General features: G+C 68.4%; 19 protein-coding genes. 10 read left to right on the top strand and 9 right to left on the bottom strand.

Going from position 1 to position 20,261, the window contains the following annotated elements:
- Nucleotides 1–19 precede the first annotated feature (19 nt).
- From ACTWJ5_RS27440 to dksA, 4 genes are all read right to left on the bottom strand, one after another.
- Nucleotides 20–2,971, bottom strand: coding sequence for a sensor histidine kinase (locus ACTWJ5_RS27440; protein ID WP_249918759.1), 2,952 nt, complete (start codon nt 2,969–2,971; stop codon nt 20–22).
- Nucleotides 2,955–3,131, bottom strand: a complete 177-nt coding sequence (locus tag ACTWJ5_RS27435) for a hypothetical protein (RefSeq protein ID WP_003095129.1) — start codon at nt 3,129–3,131, stop codon at nt 2,955–2,957. Before ACTWJ5_RS27435 ends, ACTWJ5_RS27440 begins: the two co-directional genes overlap by 17 nt.
- An 84-nt stretch (nt 3,132–3,215) precedes the next feature.
- Nucleotides 3,216–4,103 (bottom strand): tRNA glutamyl-Q(34) synthetase GluQRS, encoded by an 888-nt coding sequence (gluQRS, locus tag ACTWJ5_RS27430; RefSeq protein WP_253411224.1) that lies wholly within the window; start codon nt 4,101–4,103, stop codon nt 3,216–3,218.
- An 85-nt stretch (nt 4,104–4,188) separates the two neighbouring features.
- Nucleotides 4,189–4,632 (bottom strand): RNA polymerase-binding protein DksA, encoded by a 444-nt coding sequence (gene dksA / locus ACTWJ5_RS27425; protein WP_009612973.1) that lies wholly within the window; start codon nt 4,630–4,632, stop codon nt 4,189–4,191.
- Nucleotides 4,633–4,823: 191 nt separating this feature from the next.
- Between dksA and ACTWJ5_RS27420 the strand changes: the two genes are divergently transcribed.
- Nucleotides 4,824–5,996, top strand: coding sequence for a pyridoxal phosphate-dependent aminotransferase (locus ACTWJ5_RS27420; RefSeq protein ID WP_249918761.1), 1,173 nt, complete (start codon nt 4,824–4,826; stop codon nt 5,994–5,996).
- Entirely contained in the window at nt 5,996–6,703 is a 708-nt protein-coding gene (gene sfsA, locus ACTWJ5_RS27415) for a DNA/RNA nuclease SfsA (protein WP_249918762.1), read from the top strand. Before ACTWJ5_RS27420 ends, sfsA begins: the two co-directional genes overlap by 1 nt.
- A gap of 148 nt (nt 6,704–6,851) precedes the next feature.
- Here sfsA and ACTWJ5_RS27410 read toward each other — a convergent pair whose 3' ends face one another.
- Nucleotides 6,852–7,181: a Rieske (2Fe-2S) protein gene (locus tag ACTWJ5_RS27410; RefSeq protein WP_069863311.1), complete on the bottom strand. Its 330-nt coding sequence runs from the start codon at nt 7,179–7,181 to the stop codon at nt 6,852–6,854.
- A 446-nt stretch (nt 7,182–7,627) separates the two neighbouring features.
- On the opposite strand from ACTWJ5_RS27410, the gene ACTWJ5_RS27405 reads away from it, so the two are divergent.
- Genes ACTWJ5_RS27405 through ACTWJ5_RS27385 form a run of 5 tightly spaced genes read left to right on the top strand, consistent with a single transcriptional unit; the run spans nt 7,628 to nt 12,284 of the window.
- Nucleotides 7,628–8,683 carry a hemin-degrading factor gene (locus ACTWJ5_RS27405; protein WP_074981383.1) on the top strand — a complete coding sequence of 352 codons (1,056 nt, stop codon included), beginning with the start codon at nt 7,628–7,630 and terminating at the stop codon, nt 8,681–8,683.
- 10 nt (nt 8,684–8,693) lie between these two features.
- Nucleotides 8,694–9,587 (top strand): heme/hemin ABC transporter substrate-binding protein, encoded by an 894-nt coding sequence (locus ACTWJ5_RS27400; protein ID WP_444436919.1) that lies wholly within the window; start codon nt 8,694–8,696, stop codon nt 9,585–9,587.
- 50 nt (nt 9,588–9,637) lie between these two features.
- Nucleotides 9,638–10,621 carry a FecCD family ABC transporter permease gene (locus tag ACTWJ5_RS27395; protein ID WP_116425910.1) on the top strand — a complete coding sequence of 328 codons (984 nt, stop codon included), beginning with the start codon at nt 9,638–9,640 and terminating at the stop codon, nt 10,619–10,621.
- Nucleotides 10,621–11,388: a heme ABC transporter ATP-binding protein gene (locus tag ACTWJ5_RS27390; protein ID WP_444436918.1), complete on the top strand. Its 768-nt coding sequence runs from the start codon at nt 10,621–10,623 to the stop codon at nt 11,386–11,388. Before ACTWJ5_RS27395 ends, ACTWJ5_RS27390 begins: the two co-directional genes overlap by 1 nt.
- Nucleotides 11,389–11,399: 11 nt before the next feature.
- Nucleotides 11,400–12,284, top strand: coding sequence for a ChaN family lipoprotein (locus ACTWJ5_RS27385; RefSeq protein ID WP_061562784.1), 885 nt, complete (start codon nt 11,400–11,402; stop codon nt 12,282–12,284).
- A gap of 821 nt (nt 12,285–13,105) precedes the next feature.
- Here ACTWJ5_RS27385 and ACTWJ5_RS27380 read toward each other — a convergent pair.
- From ACTWJ5_RS27380 to ACTWJ5_RS27370, 3 genes are all read right to left on the bottom strand, one after another.
- Nucleotides 13,106–13,906: a Crp/Fnr family transcriptional regulator gene (locus ACTWJ5_RS27380; protein WP_074981391.1), complete on the bottom strand. Its 801-nt coding sequence runs from the start codon at nt 13,904–13,906 to the stop codon at nt 13,106–13,108.
- A 107-nt stretch (nt 13,907–14,013) separates the two neighbouring features.
- Nucleotides 14,014–14,286, bottom strand: a complete 273-nt coding sequence (locus ACTWJ5_RS27375; RefSeq protein ID WP_009612953.1) for a TfoX/Sxy family protein — start codon at nt 14,284–14,286, stop codon at nt 14,014–14,016.
- Nucleotides 14,287–14,495: 209 nt separating this feature from the next.
- The gene (locus tag ACTWJ5_RS27370; RefSeq protein WP_074981393.1) at nt 14,496–16,058 is read right to left on the bottom strand and encodes a bifunctional aminoglycoside phosphotransferase/ATP-binding protein; all 1,563 of its coding nucleotides are present in this window, start codon (nt 16,056–16,058) and stop codon (nt 14,496–14,498) included.
- Nucleotides 16,059–16,277: 219 nt separating this feature from the next.
- Here ACTWJ5_RS27370 and mrcB point away from each other — a divergent pair, with 219 nt between their 5' ends.
- Genes mrcB through ACTWJ5_RS27355 form a run of 3 tightly spaced genes read left to right on the top strand, consistent with a single transcriptional unit; the run spans nt 16,278 to nt 19,775 of the window.
- Entirely contained in the window at nt 16,278–18,599 is a 2,322-nt protein-coding gene (mrcB, locus tag ACTWJ5_RS27365) for a penicillin-binding protein 1B (protein ID WP_301501347.1), read from the top strand.
- 16 nt (nt 18,600–18,615) lie between these two features.
- Entirely contained in the window at nt 18,616–19,446 is an 831-nt protein-coding gene (locus tag ACTWJ5_RS27360; RefSeq protein ID WP_069863320.1) for a hypothetical protein, read from the top strand.
- Nucleotides 19,446–19,775 carry a YqcC family protein gene (locus ACTWJ5_RS27355; RefSeq protein WP_301501349.1) on the top strand — a complete coding sequence of 110 codons (330 nt, stop codon included), beginning with the start codon at nt 19,446–19,448 and terminating at the stop codon, nt 19,773–19,775. The genes ACTWJ5_RS27360 and ACTWJ5_RS27355 overlap by 1 nt, the downstream gene beginning before the upstream one ends.
- An 18-nt stretch (nt 19,776–19,793) precedes the next feature.
- On the opposite strand, the gene ACTWJ5_RS27350 is transcribed toward ACTWJ5_RS27355, so the two are convergent.
- Entirely contained in the window at nt 19,794–20,240 is a 447-nt protein-coding gene (locus ACTWJ5_RS27350; RefSeq protein WP_009612942.1) for a DUF4124 domain-containing protein, read from the bottom strand.
- Nucleotides 20,241–20,261 lie beyond the last annotated feature (21 nt).

Genomic DNA, 20,261 nt, shown 5'->3' with positions numbered 1-20,261 from the left:
GCTCTCTCGACGTGCTCGTCTACTGCTCGGCCGTCGGGCCAGGATGCCGCGGCAAGGTCACGCGGATGCGGGTGCCGCATTCGCGTTCCGGATCGGCCGGGCTGTCGATGGTGATCTGCCCATAATGCTCTTCCACGATCGAATAGACCAGTGCGAGGCCCAGGCCGGTCCCCTTGCCGGGGTCCTTGGTGGTGAAGAAGGGCTCGAACAGGCGATCGATGATGGACTTGGGAATGCCGCTGCCTTCGTCTTCGACGATGAGGTCGACGGTGTTCTCCGAGGCTTCGCTGCGTACCCGTATGGCGCCGCCGGGCGGGGAGGCGTCGCGGGCGTTGGACAGCAGGTTGATGAGTACCTGGGCCAGGCGCTGGGCATCGCCCTCCACCCAGTGGTCCGGGTCGCACAGGTTGAAGAACTGCACTTCGACGCTGCGCCGGTTCAACGATAGCAAACTGATGGCTTCCTGGGTGACGTCGGCCAGGCACACCGGCTCGGCGGCCACCTGCTTGCCGCCGGCGTGGGCGAAGCTCATCAGCGACTGGACGATGCGCGAGACGCGCTTGGTCTGTTCGAGGATCTGCGCGCTGATCTCGGTCAGCTCGCCGTCGCCCTCGCGTTCCTCGCGCAGGTTCTGCGCCAGGCAAGCGATGCCGGTGATGGGGTTGCCGATCTCGTGGGCCACGCCGGCGGCCAGGCGGCCGATGGAGGCCAGGCGCTCGGAGTGGATCAGCTTGTCTTCCAGGGACTGCGTCTCGGTGAGGTCCTCGACCAGCAGCACCAGGCCGCTGTTGCCCGGCGCCAGGGGTTCCTCGATGGCCGCCTTGTGCAGGTTCAGCCAGCGCGTCTGGCCGTCGATGGCCAGGCGCTGCTTGTGCAGGTGCTGGTCGGGGGCCTCGATGAAGCCTTCCAGCAGGCCCTTCCAGGGATCCGGCAGGGCCGACAGGCGCGAGCCGACCACGCGCTGCGCGGGCACCCCGGTGAGTTCCTCGATGGCGCGGTTCCACATCAGCACTTCCTGGTCCTTGGCCAGCGAGCACACGCCCATCGGCAGGTCCTGGAGAGTCTGCCGGTGGTAGCGGCGCAGGGCGTCCAGCTCCGCGGCCAGGCCGGTGAGCCGCGAGTGGTAGTCCTCCAGGCGGCTCTCGATGAAGTGGATGTCCTCGGTGACGTAGCTCTCGCTGCTGGCCTTGTAGGGCAGGAAGGTCTCGACCATGTCCTGGGCCACGCTTGGGCCCATCAGCCCGGAGAGGTTGGCCTCGATGCGGTCGCGCAGGCGGCGCAGGGCATAGGGGCGGCGCTCGTCGAAGGGCAGGTGCAGGTCGCGCAGGGCCTGTTCCACTTCCTTCTGCGCGGTCTTCGCGCCCAGCGGTTTGGCCAACTGGCTGGCGAATTCCTGCGGCGAGACGGCGAGCAGTTCGCGGCGCTGCGGGCGGCGCACGTTGTCCACCGCGCAGGCTTCGGCAGCGCCCTTTTCCTCGTCGCTGGGCTCGCTGAACAGCGACACCAGGGTGAACACCAGCACGTTGGCCGCCAGCGAGGCAAGGGCGGCCAGGTGCCAGCTGGCCTCGTCGAGCACGTACAGCGAGTCGAACAGCGGGATGTGCAGGGTCTGCACGTTGCCCATCAGCGGCACCAGCATGGTGGCGCCCCACACCAGCATGCCCGCCACCAGGCCGGCGATGAAGCCGCGGCGGTTGGCGGCCGGCCAGTAGAGTACCGAGAGCGCGCCGGGGAGGAACTGCAGGGTGGCGACGAAGGAGACGATGCCCAGGTTCGACAGTTCCTGCTCCGAGCCCAGCAGCAGGTAGAAGCCGTAGCCGAGCAGGATGATGGTGGCGATCAGCGCCCGCCGCGTCCATTTCAGCCAGCGGTAGATGTTGCCCTCGGCCGGCGGCTGGTACAGCGGCAGCACCAGGTGGTTGAGGACCATGCCCGACAGCGCCAGGGTCATCACGATGATCAGCCCGCTGGCCGCCGAGATGCCGCCGATGAAGGCGGCCAGTGCCAGGGCCGGGCTGTCCACCGCCATGCCCAGGCCGAGGGTGAAGTATTCCGGGTTGGTCGAGGCGCCCAGGTGCAGGCCGGCCCAGAGGATCGGCGGCACCGCCAGGCTCATCGGCAGCAGGAACAGCGGCAGGCCCCAGCTGGCGCTGAGCAGGGCGCGCGGGTTGAGGTTCTCGGTGAAGGTCATGTGATACATGTGCGGCATCACGATGGCCGAGGCGAAGAACACCAGCAGCAGGGTGCGCCAGGGCCCCTCGGCCAGCGGCGTGTGCAGGGTGCTCAGGGCCTCCTGGTTCTGCAGCAGCCACACCTCCAGGCCGTCGGGGCCGCCGAACACGCCGTAGAGGGCGAACAGGCCGATGGAGCCCAGGGCGATCAGCTTGACCAGGGATTCGAAGGCGATGGCCATCACCAGCCCTTCGTGGCGCTCGCGGGTGGCGATGTGGCGGGCGCCGAAGAGGATGGCGAACAGGGTGATCAGCGCGCAGAACGCCAGCGCCGCGCTGTTGGCGTCGGCGCCGCGGGTCAGCAGGCTGATGGAGTTGGTCACCGCCTCGATCTGCAGGGCCAGCATCGGCAGCACGCCGATCAGCATGAACAGCGTGGTCAGCGCGCCGGCCCAGGTGCTGCGGAAGCGGAAGGCGAACAGGTCGGCCAGCGACGACAGCTGGTAGGCGCGGGTGATGCGCAGGATCGGGTAGAGCAGCACCGGGGCCAGCAGGAAGGCCCCGGACACCCCCAGGTAGATGGCCAGGAAGCCGTAGCCGTACTGGTAGGCCAGGCCGACGGTGCCATAGAAGGCCCAGGCGCTGGCGTAGACGCCCAGCGACAGGGTGTACACCAGCGGGTGGCGCACCAGGCGGCGCGGCACGTAGCCGCGCTCGGTGATCCAGGCGACACCGAACAGGGTGGTGAGGTAGGCGGCGCTGATCAGGATCAGCTGGGTGAGGCTAAAGCTCGTCAGCATCGCGCTGGCTCTGCAGGATGAAGGTCACGACTATGAGAATCAGCCACAGCAGGTAAGGGCGATACCAGGCGCCGTTGGGGTCGATCCACCAGTCCATGATGGCGGGCGAGAACAGGTAGATGCCCACGACCAGGAGCAGCACCAGTCGATAGATGTACATGTCATGCCTCTCGTTGTGCGGACGGCAGGCTACAGGCTGCCGATGGGCGCCTGCAAGCCGGGGCGCATGGCCCCTCTCATCATCTTAGAGCCGGGCGTCTGCCAGCGTCAGTACGCGGGGGATGCGCGCGGCGTCCCAGTGCGCCACGCCCCAGGCCAGCACCTCGGCCGGGGTGGCGCCGGCCAGTTCCGCCGGCGCGGCCTGGCCCAGGGCCTTCAGGGCGCGCAGCAGCAGCGGGGCGGCCTGCTCGGCGGCCAGCGGCGGCGAGCGGTAGGACTTGCCCAGCTTGTGGCCGTCGGGCTGGACGATCAGCGGCACGTGCAGGTAGCGCGGCTGGGCTATCCCGAGCAGTTCCTGCAGGTACAGCTGGCGCGGGGTGTTGTCGAGCAGGTCGGCGCCGCGGACGATGTCGGTCACGCCCTGCCAGGCGTCGTCCAGCACCACCGCCAACTGGTAGGCATAGAGGCCGTCGCGGCGGCGGATGACGAAGTCGCCCACTTCGTGGCCCAGGTGCTGGCGGAACTCGCCCTGGACTCGGTCGACGAAGGCGTACTCCAGTTCCGGCACGCGGATGCGGATGGCCACCTCGCCGTGCCAGTCGTGGCCGGCGTTGCGGCAGGTGCCGGGGTAGATGCCGCCGCTGCCTTCGAGCTGCTTGCGCGAGCAGGTGCAGGCGTAGGCCAGGCCGCTGCGCAGCCACTGCTGGACGACCGCTGCGTAGGCTTCGCTGCGTTCGCTCTGGCGTTCGACCGGGCCGTCCCACTCGAAGCCGTAGCGCTCCAGCGTCTGCAGGATGGCGGCCTGGGCGCCGGGCATTTCCCGCGGTGGGTCGAGGTCTTCCATGCGCACCAGCCAGCGCCCGCCAACGGCGCGGGCATCAAGGTAGGAGGCGACGGCGGCGACCAGCGAGCCGAAATGCAGGTAGCCGCTGGGGGTGGGGGCGAAACGTCCGGTGTAGTGGGAGTCGGGCATGGCGCAGGCTTGTGGTCAGGGGCGGGGAGCGCCGCACAAACGCGACGGGGCGCCTAGGCGCCCCGTTCGCGAAAAGCCGCCGGCATCAGGAGCCGAGCTGCTTTTCCTTGATTTCCGCGAGGGTCTTGCAGTCGATGCAGAGGGTCGCGGTGGGGCGGGCTTCGAGGCGGCGGATGCCGATCTCCACGCCGCAGGAATCGCACCAGCCGTAGTCGTTGTCCTCGATCAGCTGGAGGGTCTCGTCGATCTTCTTGATCAGCTTGCGCTCGCGGTCGCGGGCGCGCAGTTCGAGGCTGAACTCCTCTTCCTGGCTGGCGCGGTCGGCCGGGTCCGGGAAGTTGGCCGCTTCGTCCTGCATGTGGTGCACGGTGCGATCGACTTCTTCCATCAGCTCAACTTTCCACTTGTTGAGGATGGAGGTGAAGTGGGCGCGCATGCGCTCGCTCATGTACTCCTCGCCCTTGGTTTCCTGGTAGGGCTCGAAGCCACGAATCAGTTGGCTGCTCTGCTGTTTTGCATTGGTGGGCATGTGTGGCCGCCTCTCACTCTCGCTAATCCTGTCGCGGATGGTCCCTCTCCGGTCGACGCCGGCCCCGCGCTCGCAAGCGGGCGAACTTACCAGATCGATAATCGCGATGCTACTCCCGGTTGTCGAGCCTGCTGCCACCCGCCGATGGCTTGGTTAGAATCGCCTCTTCGTCGCAAAGTTCGGTATTTCCCATGGTTTCTTCCTTCAGTGCCCGCAGCCGCGCCATCGAACCTTTCCACGTCATGGCGTTGCTGGCGCGAGCCAACGAGCTGCAGGCCGCCGGCCACGACGTCATCCACCTGGAGATCGGCGAGCCGGACTTCAGCACCGCCGCGCCCATAGTCGCCGCCGGCCAGGCCGCATTGGCCGCCGGCCACACCCGCTACACCGCGGCCCGTGGCCTGCCGCAGCTGCGCGAGGCCATCGCCGGCTTCTACGCCTCGCGCTACCGCCTGGCCATCGACCCCGAGCGCATCCTGGTCACCCCGGGCGGTTCCGGTGCCCTGCTGCTGGCCAGCAGTCTGCTGGTCGACCCGGGCCGCCACTGGCTGCTGGCCGACCCCGGCTACCCGTGCAACCGCCACTTCCTGCGCCTGGTGGAGGGGGCTGCGCAACTGGTGCCGGTCGGCCCGCAGAGCCGTTACCAGCTCACCCCGGAGCTGGTGAATGCGCACTGGAATCAGGACAGTGTAGGCGCTTTGCTGGCATCGCCGGCGAATCCTACCGGCACTTTGCTGCACAAGGATGAACTGGCCGCGTTGTCGCAGGCGCTGAAGGCCCGCGGCGGGCACATGGTGGTGGACGAGATCTACCACGGCCTGACCTACGGCGTGGACGCCAGCAGCGTGCTGGAAGTGGACGACGAGGCCTTCGTCCTCAACAGTTTCTCCAAATATTTCGGCATGACCGGCTGGCGCCTGGGCTGGCTGGTGGCGCCGCCGGAGGCGGTGGGCGAGCTGGAGAAGCTGGCGCAGAACCTCTACATCAGCGCCCCGAGCATGGCCCAGTACGCCGCGCTGGCCTGTTTCGAGGAAGGCACCCTGGCTATCCTCGAAGAGCGCCGCGCCGAGTTCGCCCGCCGCCGCGACTACCTGCTGCCGGCCCTACGCGAGCTGGGCTTCGGCATCGCCGTGGAGCCGGAAGGGGCCTTCTACCTGTATGCCGACATCAGCGCCTTCGGCGGCGACGCCTACCGCTTCTGCCAGCACTTCATCGAGACCGAGCACGTGGCCTTCACCCCGGGCGTGGACTTCGGCCGCTACCAGGCCGACCACCACGTGCGCTTCGCCTACACCCAGAACCTGGCGCGCCTGGAGCAGGCGGTGGAGCGCATCGCCCGCGGCCTGAAGAGCTGGCGGCCCTGATGCGCTTCGCTCCGGAACTGGAAGAGGCGCGCCTGCTGCGCCGCTACAAGCGCTTCCTCGCCGATATCGAGACTGCCGGCGGCGAGCAACTGACCATCCACTGCCCGAACACCGGCTCCATGCTCAACTGCATGAGCGAGGGCTGCCGGGTCTGGTTCAGCCGCTCGGACGACCCCAAGCGCAAGCTGCCGGGCACCTGGGAGCTGAGCGAGACGCCCCAGGGGCGCCTGGCCTGCGTCAACACCGGGCGCGCCAACCGCCTGGTGGAGGAGGCCCTGCTGGCCGGGGGCGTCGCCGAACTGGCCGGCTTTGCCGCGCTGCGCCGGGAAGTCGCCTACGGCGTGGAGAACAGCCGCGCGGACTTTCGCCTGGAGTTCGCCGCCGGGCCGGTGTTCGTCGAGGTGAAGAGCGTCACCCTGGGCTTCGACGCCACGCCGGTGGCGGCCTTCCCCGATGCGGTCACTACCCGCGGGGCCAAGCACCTGCGCGAGCTGGCGGCTCTGGCGCGGCAGGGCACCCGGGCGGTGCTGCTGTATTGCGTGAACCTATCCGGCATCGAGGCGGTGCGCCCGGCGGAGGAAATCGACCCGGTCTATGCCGCGGCGCTGCGCGAGGCGCGTGACGCCGGCGTCGAGATGCTGGCCTATGGCGCGGACATCGACGTCAGCGAAATCCGCCTGAGCCGGCCGCTGCGCATCGAGCTGTAGGTCGCTCGGAGCCTGTCTACGATCTCGCGAGCTGGAGCAGAACAAGGCTAAAAACAGGCGAGAGCGGGCAGTTTAGTCCGCTAAATGAGCATCGCTCGCCTGTTTTTAACGCAGTTATGCCGACGCGCAGCAGGTCGTAGGCTGGTTCTCAGTCATCCTCGGGCAGGCTTATCCACAACCCCTGCTCGTCCTCGCGGCACGGCAGGCTGTCGAGCACCTCGCCCAGGCAGGGGCCCTGGATGCATTCGCCGGATTCGATGAGGAAGAGTGCGCCGTGGTGGGCGCACTGCAGCAGCGCGCCACTGGCATCGAGGAAGCGGTCGGCCTCCCACTCCAGGGGCACGCCGCGGTGCGGGCAGCGGTTGCGGTAGACATGGACGCGGCCCTGGCGCCGTACGGCGAAGACCTTCAGGCCTTCGACCTGGAAGCCGCGGGTCCGCCCCTCGGCCAGCTCGCCCGGATGACACAGCAGGATCATCCGGACGCTCCCGGCGCCGACAGCAGGGCGCATCGCGCCCTCTGACGTCGGGATAGGGTGCACGTCCTTGTGCTGAAGTCGTCAGGACCAGCCTCGACGTTGCGCAGGGCGCGCTGCGATCCGGGCTGGAGCCGTTGTCGGTGAGACCGTGCAGGTCGCCCCATTGCCAATGCTTCTTTTCGCCGAGGTTGAACGGGCGGAGCTTCATCCCTGGCGACGCCTGGCATTCGGGCCAGGTTCGCGTATCGCCGAGGTCGCCGCGGGCCCGCATCATATCCCAAACCGGCAGTTGGCTTGGATGGCCGCGGAAAATTGGCTGCACACCATAGGGGGTCATGAAATCAGATGCAAATAATTATCAAATAGAATTGCCGGATTCGTTGTGGCAGAGTTTCTTTCATTGTGCCGCGATGCGGCAGGCCCCCTTGCGAACGAGGATTTCTGCGATGACTACCCTTTCCGCGCCGGCTTCCGAGCTGTACCGCGCCTGGCAGGCGCTGCGTGCCGAGAAACCGCGCCTGCGCGCCCGCGATGCCGCGCAACACCTGGATGTGAGCGAGGCCGAGCTGACCGCCAGCCGCCTCGGCGTCGATGCCGTGCGCCTGCGCCCGGAGTGGGCCGCGCTGCTGCCGGCCCTCGGCGAACTGGGCCCGATCATGGCGCTGACGCGCAACGAGCACTGCGTGCACGAGCGCAAGGGGCCCTACCAGGAGGTCACCGTGTCGGGCAACGGGCAGATGGGCCTGGTGGTGTCCCCGGACATCGACCTGCGCCTGTTCCTCGGCGGCTGGGACAGCGTGTTCGCCATCAGCGAGGAAACCGCCCACGGCACCCAGCGCAGCATCCAGGTGTTCGACCGCCAGGGCACCGCGGTGCACAAGGTGTTTCTCACCGAGCACAGCGACGTCGCCGCCTGGGCGCCGCTGGTGGAGCGCTTCCGCGCCGAGGAACAGAGCGAGCGCCTGGAGCTGCGTCCGGCCGAGGCGAAAGCCGCGCCGCTGGCCGACGGCGAGATCGACGTCGCTTCCCTGCGCCAGGGCTGGGCGGCGCTGAAGGACACCCACCACTTCTTCGCCCTGCTGAAGAAGCACAAGGCCGAGCGCACCCAGGCGCTGCGCCTGGCCGGCCGCGAATGGGCCGAGCCGCTGGACGTCGCCGAGCTGCCGCGCCTGCTGGAGGCCGCCAGCCAGTCCCGCCTGCCGATCATGATCTTCGTCGGCAACGCCCACTGCATCCAGATCCACACCGGCACCGTGGACAACCTGAAGTGGCTGGACGACTGGTTCAACGTGCTCGACCCGCAGTTCAACCTGCACCTGAAGACCCCTGGCGTGCGCGAGCTGTGGCGCGTGCGCAAGCCGAGCAGCGACGGCATCGTCACCAGCTGGGAAGCCTTCGACGCCGACGGCGAACTGGTCCTGCAGGTGTTCGGCGCGCGCAAGCCGGGTGTGCCGGAACTGCAAGAATGGCGTAGCCTCGCCGAATCCTTCGCGGCCATCTGAGGAGGCAACCATGACTGCGCGTCCCCTGCTGGCCGGGCTGTTCGCCGGGCTGTGCCTCGTCGCCTCCAGCGCCATCGCCGACAGCCTGCCCAAGCGCTGGGTGAGCGCCGGCGGTTCGCTGAGCGAGTGGGTGGTGGCCCTGGGCGGCGAGTCGCGCCTGGTCGGCGTCGACACCACCAGCCTGCACCCGGCCAGCCTCAAGGCGTTGCCGAAGATCGGCTACCAGCGCCAGCTGGCGGCCGAAGGCATCCTGGCGCTGAAGCCGGACATCCTCCTCGGCAGCGAGGAGATGGGGCCGCCGCCGGTGCTGCAGCAACTGCGCGCGGCGGGCGTGCGGATCGAAACCCTGTCGGCCAAGGCCGACGAGAAGACCGTGCACGACAACCTGCTACGCCTGGGCGAACTGCTGGGCACGCCCGAGCAGGCCGGCAAGGTGGCGGCGGACTTCCAGGCGCGCCTGGCGGCGCAGCAGGCCTGGGTGGCCAAGGCCCAGGCCGGGCAAGCCGCGCCGGGCGTGGTGCTGCTGGTCGGCAACGCCGGCGGCAGCCTGCTGGTGGCCGGACAGGACACCGCCGGCGACTGGATGATCCAGTACGCCGGCGGGCGCAACCTGGCCAGCCACAAGGGCTACAAGGCGTTGTCCGGCGAAGCCCTGACCGCCCTCGATCCGCAGGTGGTGGTGCTGGCCGACCGCAGCCTGGATGGCGACAAGGCCCGCGAGGCGCTGATCCGACAGACCCCCGGGTTGGCCGCTACCCGCGCGGCGCGTGAGGCCCGCGTGCTGGTGCTCGATCCGACGCTGCTGGTCGGCGGTCTCGGTCCGCGCGTTCCGGACGCATTGGCCAGCCTCTCCAAGGCCTTTTATCCTTCCGCGCAGGCCCTGAACCCGGAAGGTCGTCCTTGACTGCGAAGCACGCTGCCCGACCGCTGTTCCTGCTCCTTGGTTTTCTTCTGCTGCTGGTCCTCTGGCTGTCTCTGGCCCTGGGGCCGGTCAGCCTGCCGCTGGGCGACACGCTGCGGGCGCTGGCGCGTCTGTGCGGCCTGCCGGTGTCCGCCGACGACCTCGGCCAGGCCGAGCTGATCGTCGGGCAGATCCGCCTGCCGCGCACCCTGTTGGGCGTCGCCACCGGCGGCGTGCTGGCGCTGGCCGGGGTGGCCATGCAGGGGCTGTTCCGCAACCCGCTGGCCGACCCCGGGCTGATCGGCGTATCCAGCGGCGCCGCGCTGGGCGCCGCCATCGCTATCGTCTTCGGCGCTTCCATGGGTGGCCTGCCGGAAGCTTTCGCGCCCTACTTGCTGTCCGCCTGCGCCTTCGGCGGCGGTTTGCTGGTGACCGCGCTGGTCTACCGGCTCGGCCGCCACAATGGGCAGACCAGCGTGGCCACCATGCTGCTCGCCGGCATCGCCCTCACCGCGCTGGCCGGCGCGCTGATCGGCCTGTTCACCTACCTCGCCGACGACGCCACGCTGCGCACCCTGACCTTCTGGAACCTCGGCAGCCTCAACGGCGCCAGCTACCCGCGGCTGTGGCCGCTGCTGCTGGTCACGCTGCTGGTGGCCTGCTGGCTGCCGCGCCGGGTGGATGCGCTCAACGCGTTGTTGCTGGGTGAGTCCGAGGCGCGTCACCTGGGCTTCGACGTCGAGCGGCTGAAGGTCGAACTGATCCTCTGCACGGCGCTGGGCGTTGGCGCCGCGGTGGCCGCGGCCGGGCTGATCGGCTTCATCGGCCTGGTGGTGCCGCACCTGCTGCGTCTGATCGTCGGCCCCGATCACCGGGTGTTGCTGCCGGCCTCGATGTTCGGCGGCGCCATCCTGCTGCTGCTCGCCGACCTGGTGGCGCGCCTGGCGCTGGCGCCGGCGGAGCTGCCGATCGGCATCGTCACGGCGCTGATCGGCGCGCCCTTCTTCCTTTATCTGCTGATCCGGGGGCGTTCCTGATGCTGACGGCGGAGAACCTGACGGTGAAGCGTGGGCATCAGGTGGTCCTGCAGGGCGTGAGCCTGGCGCTGCAGCCGGGCGAGGTGCTCGGTGTGTTGGGCCCCAACGGCGCGGGCAAGAGCACCCTGCTGGGCGCCCTCAATGGCGAGCTGCCGCTGGCCGGCGGCAGCGTGAGCCTCGATGGTCGCGCGCTGGATCAATGGCAGGGTACGGCGCGGGCGCAGCGCCTGGCGGTGCTGCCGCAGTCCTCGTCGCTGAATTTCGCCTTCAGCGTCGAGTCGGTGGTGGGTTTCGGCCGGCTGCCCCACGACAGCGGCCGCCAGCGCGACCTGCAGATCATCGCCGAAGCCATGACGGCGGCCGACGCCTCGCACCTGGCCGGGCGCAGCTACCTGGCGCTGTCCGGCGGCGAGCGCCAGCGCGTGCACCTGGCGCGGGTCCTGGCGCAGCTGTGGCCGGGCGGCGCGGAGCAGGTGCTGCTGCTGGACGAGCCGACCTCGGCGCTCGACCCCCTGCACCAGCACACCACTTTGCATGCGGTGCGCGAATTCGCCGGACGCGGCGCCGCGGTGCTGGTCATCCTGCACGACCTCAACCTCGCCGCGCGCTACTGTGACTGCCTGCTTCTGCTGCACGACGGCCGCCCGCACCTGTTCGGCACCCCGGACGAAGTACTGCGCGCAGAGCCGCTGCGCGAGGTGTTCGGCCTGGACGTGCTGGTGCAGCGCCACCCCGAGCGCGGCCATCCGCTGATCGTCGCCCGCTGAAAGGAGTTCACATGAAATACCTGCTGATCCCGCTGGTGGCGCTGTTGGCGGCCTGCCAGAGCCTGCCGTCCGCGCCGCCCCTGCCGGCCTGGCAGAGCCCTGAGGGCCGCGACAGCGCCGAGTTGGGCGTCATCCGCGACCTGCGCAGCGGTCAGGTGCTGACCCCGGAACAATTGCTCGAACGCTTGCAGGCCGCGCCCCGCGTGCTGGTCGGCGAACAGCACGACAATCCCGACCACCACGCCCTGGAGCTGTGGCTGGTGCGCGCCCTGGCCCAGCGCCGCGAGCAGGGCAGCGTGCTGCTGGAAATGCTCAATCCCAACCAGCAGCAGCGGGTGACGGCGGCCCAGGAGGCCAGCGCTGCCGGCAAGGCGCCGCAGGACCTGTACGCCGCATTGGCCTGGCAGCCGGGCTGGGACTGGTCGCTCTACGGCCCGATGGTGACCTGGCTGGTCAAGCAGCCGGCGCCGTTGCTGGCGGCCAATCTGGACCGCAGCGAGATCAAGCGCATCTATGGGGAGCAGCCAGCCCTGGCCGGCACTCGCTCGACGGCCGAGGAGGTGCGCCGGGTGCTGCTGGACGACATCCGCGAATCCCACTGCGGCCTGCTGCCGGAAAGCCAGATGCCGGCCATGCTGGCGGTACAGCAGCAGCGCGACCGGCGCATGGCCGAACGGCTGAAGGCGGCGCCCGCGCCCGCCGTGCTGATCGCCGGCGGCTTCCACGTGCGCCGCGACCTGGGCGTGCCCTTGCACCTGGAAGACTTGGAGGCGGGGGAGGGCATGCAGGTGCTGATGCTGGCCGAGGTCGGCAAGACGGTGTCGCCGCAGCAGGCGGACTACGTCTGGTACACGCCGGCGCTGCCGCCGCAGGATCATTGTGCGAAGTTGCGTTGATGTGGGCATAGCCTGACGGGAGGGCTCCTCTTTTTGTAGGAGCGAGCTTGCTCGCGAACGGCGCTCCCGGCTGCTTCGATGTTTCGGTGGCATTCCTTTCCCTCTCTCCAGCCCTCGGCTGCGCGCCCCGCCCTGAAGGGAGAGGGGGCTTGTCCGTGCCGAGAACAGGCATGGTTTCAGCCGGCAACTCTGCGCTAGCCGGCTAACTCCAGAACATCAGCGTCTGCCTAACGGTCCCCTCTCCCTTCAGGGAGAGGGTTAGGGAGAGGGCGCTCTCCAGGTCGAGTACCGAGCCCAACCGGCAGAGCGCTGTTCGCGAGCAAGCTCGCTCCTACGAAAAGAAATCCCCCGCCCATGACTTTCCTTCAGGCAAAAAAAGACCCGGCGATGAGCCGGGTCGAAACCGTGATTAGCCTGATGAGGAGATAATCTGATCGTCCGACTGCGTGGTCGCTCAGCTTACCCACTGGCCTCGCGACCAGTGGGGTTAATAATAACAATTATCATTCGCGAGTCAACGCTTTTTTCATCGCACCTGCATTTTCCGGCGAACGGTCATGGGAAAGGTTTCCCAGGAAAAATGCGGGGCAAAAAAAAGACCCGGCGATGAGCCGGGTCGAAAACCGTGATTAGCCTGATGAGGAGATAACCTGAGTGTCCGACTGCGGTAGGGCTCTCAGCTTACCCGCCGACCTCGCGGCCAGCTGTGGTAATAATAACTATTATCATTTGTGAGTCAACAGCATTTCGCAAAAAAAGTCCGCCCTGCAGAAATGACGAAGCCCGGCACATGGCCGGGCTTCGTCTGGATCGGGCTTCGGCTAGCCGGCGCCGAGCTGCAGGCGCAGTTGGGTGACCTCGCGGTTGAGCAGGTCGATGCGCCGGGCCATGCCCTCGATCAGGCTGTGGGCGATGCGCGGGTTGCTCTGCATCAGGCTGAGGAACTGGTCCTTGGGGATCACCATCACGGTGCAGGGTTCGCTGGCGACCACGCTGGCGCTGCGCTTCTCGCCGGTGAACACGGCCATGGCGCCGAAGATCTCGTCCTTCTGCACGTCGCCGACCTTTTGCCCGTCGACGAAGGCCTCGGCGTGACCCTCGATGATGATGAACACGTGCTCGGCATCGTCGCCCTGCTGGATCAACTGGTCGCCGGCGGCGAAGTGGCGGAAGCCAGTGGACGGGCGGATGTCCGGCTGCTTGAGGTGTGCCAGGGCGTCGGAAAGCAGGGCGGTATGGCCGATCAGGTAGTGCAGGAAGAGTTCCTGGCGCTGCTCGTCGGCGTGGATGTGGTGGAACACGTCGCTGCGCGAATAGGGCACCAGGCACAACGGCTCGTCGCTGGTGTAGCGGCACGGCGGCAGGTCGATGCCCTGGCGCAGTCCCACCAGGTCGCCCTCCTGCAGGTAGAACAGCGGGCGTTCGTCGACCAGCGCGTGGAGCAGGCCGTTCTCGATCAGGAACAGCTGCTGGTTCGGCAGCTCGGCCGACAGGTCGTCGGTACGTTCCAGGCGGATGGGCTCCGCGCAGGGGGCGAGGCCGGAAAGCAGCTGGGCGGGAATCCCCTGCAGACGGCTGATCAGCTGGTCGGCATAGGCCGGTTGTTCACCGAGTAGGTACATGGGCCGTAATTCCTTGGACGGACGTTGGCGGTCGGGGCGCACGAAGGGCCCTGAAACGATAGGGTTCTGGCCCGCGGCCGTAAATCATTTCCTGGAAGGCTTGTGAGCTAACTCTGATTCCTTTGAGGAAAAGTCTCCAATTGGCCCAATAGTTCGGCCTTGTGCGCCGGCGGCAGGTCGTTCCAATGGACGTCCAGCAGGGCGCCCTCGATGGCGTAGAGCAGCACCTTGGAGGCCCGGAAGCCGCGGGCCCGAACGGCGCGGTAGGCGCCGACCGCGCCCAGGCGGCGGAGGTCGGAGGCGTTGTGAATGCCCACGGCGTGCAGCCACTGGGCCGAGGTCTTGCCGAGATTCTTCAGATGCAGCAGTTCGTCGTTCATCGTCGGTCCTTGCGATGCGGCACACGGGGTGGGTCATGCATGGCGGCGAGGGCCGTGAACTGCTGGAGACGGCCGGCTCACTTGACGATGAAGTGTAGCGGGCCCTTGGCGGGGCAATGTGGCTTTGTGACATCGGCGGGCGCGAAAGCGCCCTTGGCGTGACGAACGGCAGCCCGGGCATCGATCGTGCCCGGGCTGCGTCGAGGGGGTCAGATGCCCGGCAGGCGCTGGCGGATGCTGCCCACCAGGGTGTCGAGGCTGGCGCTGTCCTGGGTGTCGACGCGCTTGCTGTGGGCTTGCTCGTCGGCGTCCAGGGCTTCGCGTCCGGCCTGCTGGGCCTGCACCACTTCGAGGGTGGCGTCGGACGGGTCGCCGCCTTGCGCCTGGCGCTGGGCCAGCCAGCCGGCGATCACGCTTTCCGGCGCCTGGCAGTCGAGGATCAGGTAGGGCACCCCGGTGTCGTCGGCGATATGGCGCGCGGCCTGGCGCTGGGCGTGCTTGAGGAAGGTAGCGTCGAGCACCACCGGGTAGCCGGCGCGGAGGATGTCGCCGGCCAGGGCGTTGAGGCGCTCGTAGGTGGCCGCGCTGGATTCGGCATTGTAGATGCCGCCTTGCAGGGCGCCGCGCTGGGCTTCGTGCTGTTCGCCGAACAGGCGCTTGCGCTCCACGTCCGAGCGCAGGCGGATGGCGCCCAGGGCCTCGACCAGGCGCAGCGCCACCGAGCTCTTGCCCACCGCGGAAACGCCCATGGTCAGGGCCAGGAAGCGCGAGGGTATGGCGCTGTAGCTCTCCGCCAGGTTGGCGTAGTTGCGGTACTGGCGCAGGGTCGCGGCCTTCTGCACGGCGTCGTGCTGGTGGGCCAGGCTGAACAGGGCGATCTTGGCCCGCACCAGGGCGCGGTAGGCCTTGTAGAAGTTGAGGATTTCCAGGGACTGGTAGTCGCCGGTCTGCTCCAGGTACTGGCTGACGAAGCGCCGCGAATGGCACTTCAGACCGCGGTCCTCGAGGTCCATGGCGAGGAAGGCGTAGTCGGCGCAGACGTCGGTGAAGCGGAACGGCTCGTTGAACTCGATGCAGTCGAACAGCACCACCTGGCCGTCGATCAGCGCGGCGTTGCCCAGGTGGATGTCGCCGTGGCATTCGCGGATGAAGCCGTTCGCCTTGCGCGCCTGCAGCAGCGATTCCAGACGGTCATAGGAGCTTTCGGCCCAGGCTTCCAGGGCGTCCAGCTGCAGCAGGTCGGCCTTGTCGCTGAGCAGCGGGCGGATCTGTTCGAAGTTCTGCCGCACCGGCGCCATCACCGCCTCGGCCGAGCCCAGCGGGTTGTCCTGCGGCACCTGCGGGGTGCGCAGGTGGAAGCCGGCGATCTGCTTCGCCAGGGCGTCGATGTGCTCGGAGGTCAGCTCGCCGCGCGCCTGCACCTCGCTGAGCAGGGCGTTCTGCGGGAATTCGCGGCACTTGAGCGCGTATTCGATCGCCGGGCCTTCGCCGCCCAGTTGTGGCGCGGCCTCGCTGCCGGTGATCGGCAGCACTTCCAGGTACAGGCCTTCGGTGAGACGCTGGTTCAGGCGCAGTTCTTCCTCGCAGAAATGCTTGCGCGCCGCGAGGTCGGTGAAGTCGAGGAAGCCGAAGTTCACCGGCTTCTTGATCTTGTAAACGTACTGGCCGGTGAGCAGGACCCAGGAAATGTGGGTTTCGATGACCCGCACCTGCTCCACCGGGTGGGGGTACAGGGCAGGGTTCTGCAGGGCAGCGATCAGAGTCTGGCTCACGGGATATTGTCCTTGGCTGTCCGGATTCGGGAGGCAGGCATTATGGCGGCATCGCCGGTGGCTGCAAACTTGCCTGGCGCCGCAGGCAACCAATCGGCTGCCCGCTGGTCGAAGCTGCGTCGCTTTGGCCGGGGCACTTCCGCGCGCCTGCGACAGAGCCCGGACACCGCCTCGCGCGGCGTCTGTCCCCTGTGGATAAAGTACGTATAATGCGCCGCCATGACGCGTCCCCGATCCCCCCGTTCCCGTAAGAATCAAAAGTCCGCTCCGTCGCGCAAGTGGCTGGGCTGGCTGCTCAAACTCAGCCTCGTCGGCCTGGTCGTGCTGGCCGGTTTCGCCGTGTACCTCGATGCGGTCGTGCAGGAGAAGTTCTCCGGCAAGCGCTGGACCATCCCGGCCAAGGTCTATGCCCGGCCGCTGGAGCTGTTCGTCGGCCTGAAGCTGAACAAGGACGACTTCCTCCAGGAGCTCGGCGCCCTGGGCTACCGCCGCGATGGCACTGTCAGCGGCCCGGGCATGGTGGCCGTGTCCGGCGGCACGGTCGACCTCAATACCCGCGGCTTCCAGTTCTACGAGGGCGCCGAGCCCGCGCAGCGCATCCGCGTGCGTTTCTCCGGCGACTACGTGGCCGGCCTGTCCCGCGCCGACGGTTCCAAGCTGGACGTCGCGCGCATGGAGCCGCTGCTGATCGGCGGCATGTACCCCTCGCACAACGAAGACCGCATCCTCATCAAGCTGGACGAGGTGCCGCCGTACCTGGTCGACACCCTGGTGGCGGTGGAAGACCGCGACTTCTGGTCCCACCACGGCGTCTCGCTGAAGTCCATCGCCCGCGCCGTCTGGGTCAACGCCAGCGCCGGGCAGTTGCGCCAGGGCGGCAGCACCCTGACCCAGCAGTTGGTGAAGAACTTCTTCCTGACCAACGAGCGCAGCCTCAGCCGCAAGCTCACCGAAGCCATGATGGCGGTGCTGCTGGAGCTGCACTACGACAAGCGCGAGATCCTCGAGGGCTACCTCAACGAGGTGTTCCTCGGCCAGGATGGCCAGCGTTCGGTGAACGGCTTCGGTCTGGCCAGCCAGTACTTCTTCAGCCAGCCGCTGTCCGAGCTCAAGCTGCCGCAGATCGCGTTGCTGGTGGGTATGGTCAAGGGGCCGTCCTACTACAATCCGCGGCGCAACCCGGAGCGCGCCATGGAGCGGCGCAACGTGGTGCTCGACGTGCTCGCCGAGCAGGGCGTGATCACCCCCGAGCAGGCCGTGGCGGCCAAGCAGGCGCCCCTGGGCGTGACGCGCCAGGGCAGCATGGCCAACAGCTCGTACCCGGCGTTCCTCGACCTGGTTAAGCGCCAGCTGCGCCAGGACTACCGCGAGGAAGACCTGACCGAGGAAGGCCTGCGCATCTTCACTAGCTTCGATCCGATCCTGCAGTACAAGGCGGAAACCGCGGTCACCGAGACCTTCAAGCGCTTCGCCGGGCGCAAGGGCCTGGACCAGACGGAAACCGCGATGGTCGTGACCAACCCGGAGACCGGCGAAGTGCAGGCGCTGATCGGCAGCCGCGATTCGCGCTTCGCCGGCTTCAATCGCGCGGTGGACGCCACCCGGCCGATCGGCTCGCTGGTCAAGCCGGCGGTCTATCTGACCGCCCTCGAACGGCCCAGCCAGTACACCCTGACCACCTGGATCCAGGACCAGCCGTTCTCCATCAAGGGCAAGGACGGCCAGGTGTGGACGCCGAAGAACTACGAAGGCAGCTCCAACGGCACCATCTTCCTCTACCAGGGGCTGGCGCGTTCGCTGAACCTGTCCACCGCCAAGCTGGGCCTGGACCTGGGCGTGCCCAACGTGCTCAAGACCCTCGAACGCCTGGGCGTACAGGTGGACTGGCCGGCCTACCCGTCGATGCTGCTGGGCGCCGGCGCCATGACGCCGATGCAGGTGGCGACCATGTACCAGACCATCGCCAGCGGCGGCTTCAACACCCCGCTGCGCAGTATCCGCAGCGTGGTCGCCGCCGACGGCCAGCCGCTCAAGCGCTATCCGTTCCAGGTCCAGCAGCGCTTCGACTCGGGCTCCATCTACCTGCTGCAGAACGCCATGCAGCGGGTGATGCGCGAGGGCACCGCGCGCTCGGCCTACAACCAGTTGCCGTCGAACCTGACCCTGGCGGGCAAGACCGGCACCACCAACGACTCCCGCGACAGCTGGTTCTCCGGTTTCGGCCAGGACCTGCTGGCGGTGGTCTGGCTGGGCCGCGACGACAACGGCAAGACGCCCTTCACCGGCGCCACCGGCGCGCTGCAGATCTGGACCAGCTTCATGCGCAAGGCCGACCCCCTGCCGCTGGACATGCCGATGCCGGATAATGTCAGCATGGCCTGGGTCGATCCGCGTACCGGCCAGGGCAGCGACGCCAATTGTCCGGGCGCCGTGCAGATGCCCTATATTCGCGGAAGCGAGCCGGCGCCCGGCGCCGGCTGTGGCAACAACCAGACGCCGGCCGGCGAGGTCATGGACTGGGTCCGTGGCTGGCTGAACTGAGGCGAGAGGATTCGAAGTGAAAAACGCGTGGTTTGCCGTGGCTGCCGCCGCGGCCGTGCTGTCCGGCTGCGCTTCCCCGCAGCAGGGCGCTATCCCGGTGCGGGATTCCGGCACCTCGGTGTCCAACCAGGAGCGGGTCGGCTATTCCAATGCCAACCGCCCGGCCAATGCCAACACCGCGCCGAGCGCGGCATCGCAGCCGGCGGGTGATTCCGGCGTGACCGTGATGGTACCCCAGGATGCCGGCATGGCACCGATCCAGACCTTCCCGGCGCAGACTGGCGCAGCACCGATCTCCACCGCCCCGATCACCCCGGGCGTGCAGTCCGGCAGCGTCCCGGCGGCGCCCGTCGGCAGCGCGCCGAGCAACATCAGCGCCACCGGCGGCTTCAGCCAGCAGACCTACCAGCAGCCGGTCTACCAGCAGCAACAGCCCAGCTACCAGCAGCAGGCCCCGGCCGCGCCGGTGCAGGCGCCGTCCGGCATTCCCTCGCGCAACGCACCGCTGGCCGCCGACGAGCAGCTCGATGGCCCGGTCCTGGCTCTACTCACCACTGCCCAGCAACAGCAGGGCGGCGGCGACCTCAACGGCGCCTCGGCCAGCCTGGAGCGCGCCCAGCGCATCGCCCCGCGCGAGCCGCAGGTGCTCTACAAGCTCGCCCAGGTGCGCCTGGCCCAGGGCGACGCCGCCCAGGCCGAGCAGGTGGCGCGCCGCGGTCTGTCGCTGGCCAATGGCCGGCCGACGCTGCAGGCCAGCCTGTGGGACGTGATTGCCAAGGCCCGCGAGGCCCAGGGTGACGCGGCCGGCGCGGCTACCGCGCGGCAGAACGCCAAGGCGACGCTGTGATGGACGATCGCCTGCCGGCCGTGGCCGACCAGCTCCTGCTGATCGAGCGGGAGCTGCGCGCGCTGTTGCTGTGGGGGGAACAGCCGCCCTCGGAGGAGGCGCTGGCCAGCCAGGAGCCGTTCTGCGTGGATACGCTGGAGCTGGAGGAATGGCTGCAGTGGATCTTCCTGCCGCGCATGAAGCTGATCATCGAGACGGGCGCGCAGCTGCCGCGCGCCTCGGGCATCCGCGCCATCGCCGAAATGGTCTACGTGGACGAGGGCGAGCACATGCACGCCCTGTTCGAGGCCCTGGGCGAGTTCGACCGGCTGATCGGCGAGGCGCCCTGAGCCGCGCCTACGCGCCTATCAGTTGCAGTTCTTCTGCAGGTCCTGCTCGGTCTGGGTGATGCGGGCCTGCCGCTCTTCTTCCGGGATGCGCCGCATCTCGCCGTCGTCGTCGGCCACCCGCACCCGCGGGTTGTTCTTCAGTTGCGCCAGGTTGGTCCGCAGGGTGTCGCAGTAGCGCGCGCGCTCGGCCTCCTGCTGGGCGACCTCCTGGCGCACCTTCTCGTCGGCGGCCTTCTGCTTGTCGCTGGCCGAAGGCGCCGGCGCGGGAGCCGGCCTGGGCGGCAGCGGGAAGCCCGAGGGCGGCGGCGCGACCTTGGTGTCCACGGTGGCGGCTTCGGCGCCCTGCGGCGGCTGCGCGCCAAAATGCGTGACGCCCTGGGCGTCGACCCACTTGTATACCTGGGCGGCCATCAGCGGAGCACTCAGGGCGAACATCAGAGCGCCCATCACAATCGTCCGTCGCATGCGGTTTCGGTCCTTGGATGC

The sequence above is a fragment of the Pseudomonas sp. A6 genome (genome assembly GCF_052367875.1).
GTDB lineage: Bacteria > Pseudomonadota > Gammaproteobacteria > Pseudomonadales > Pseudomonadaceae > Pseudomonas > Pseudomonas citronellolis.
This window is presented reverse-complemented; position numbering and strand designations above follow the sequence as displayed.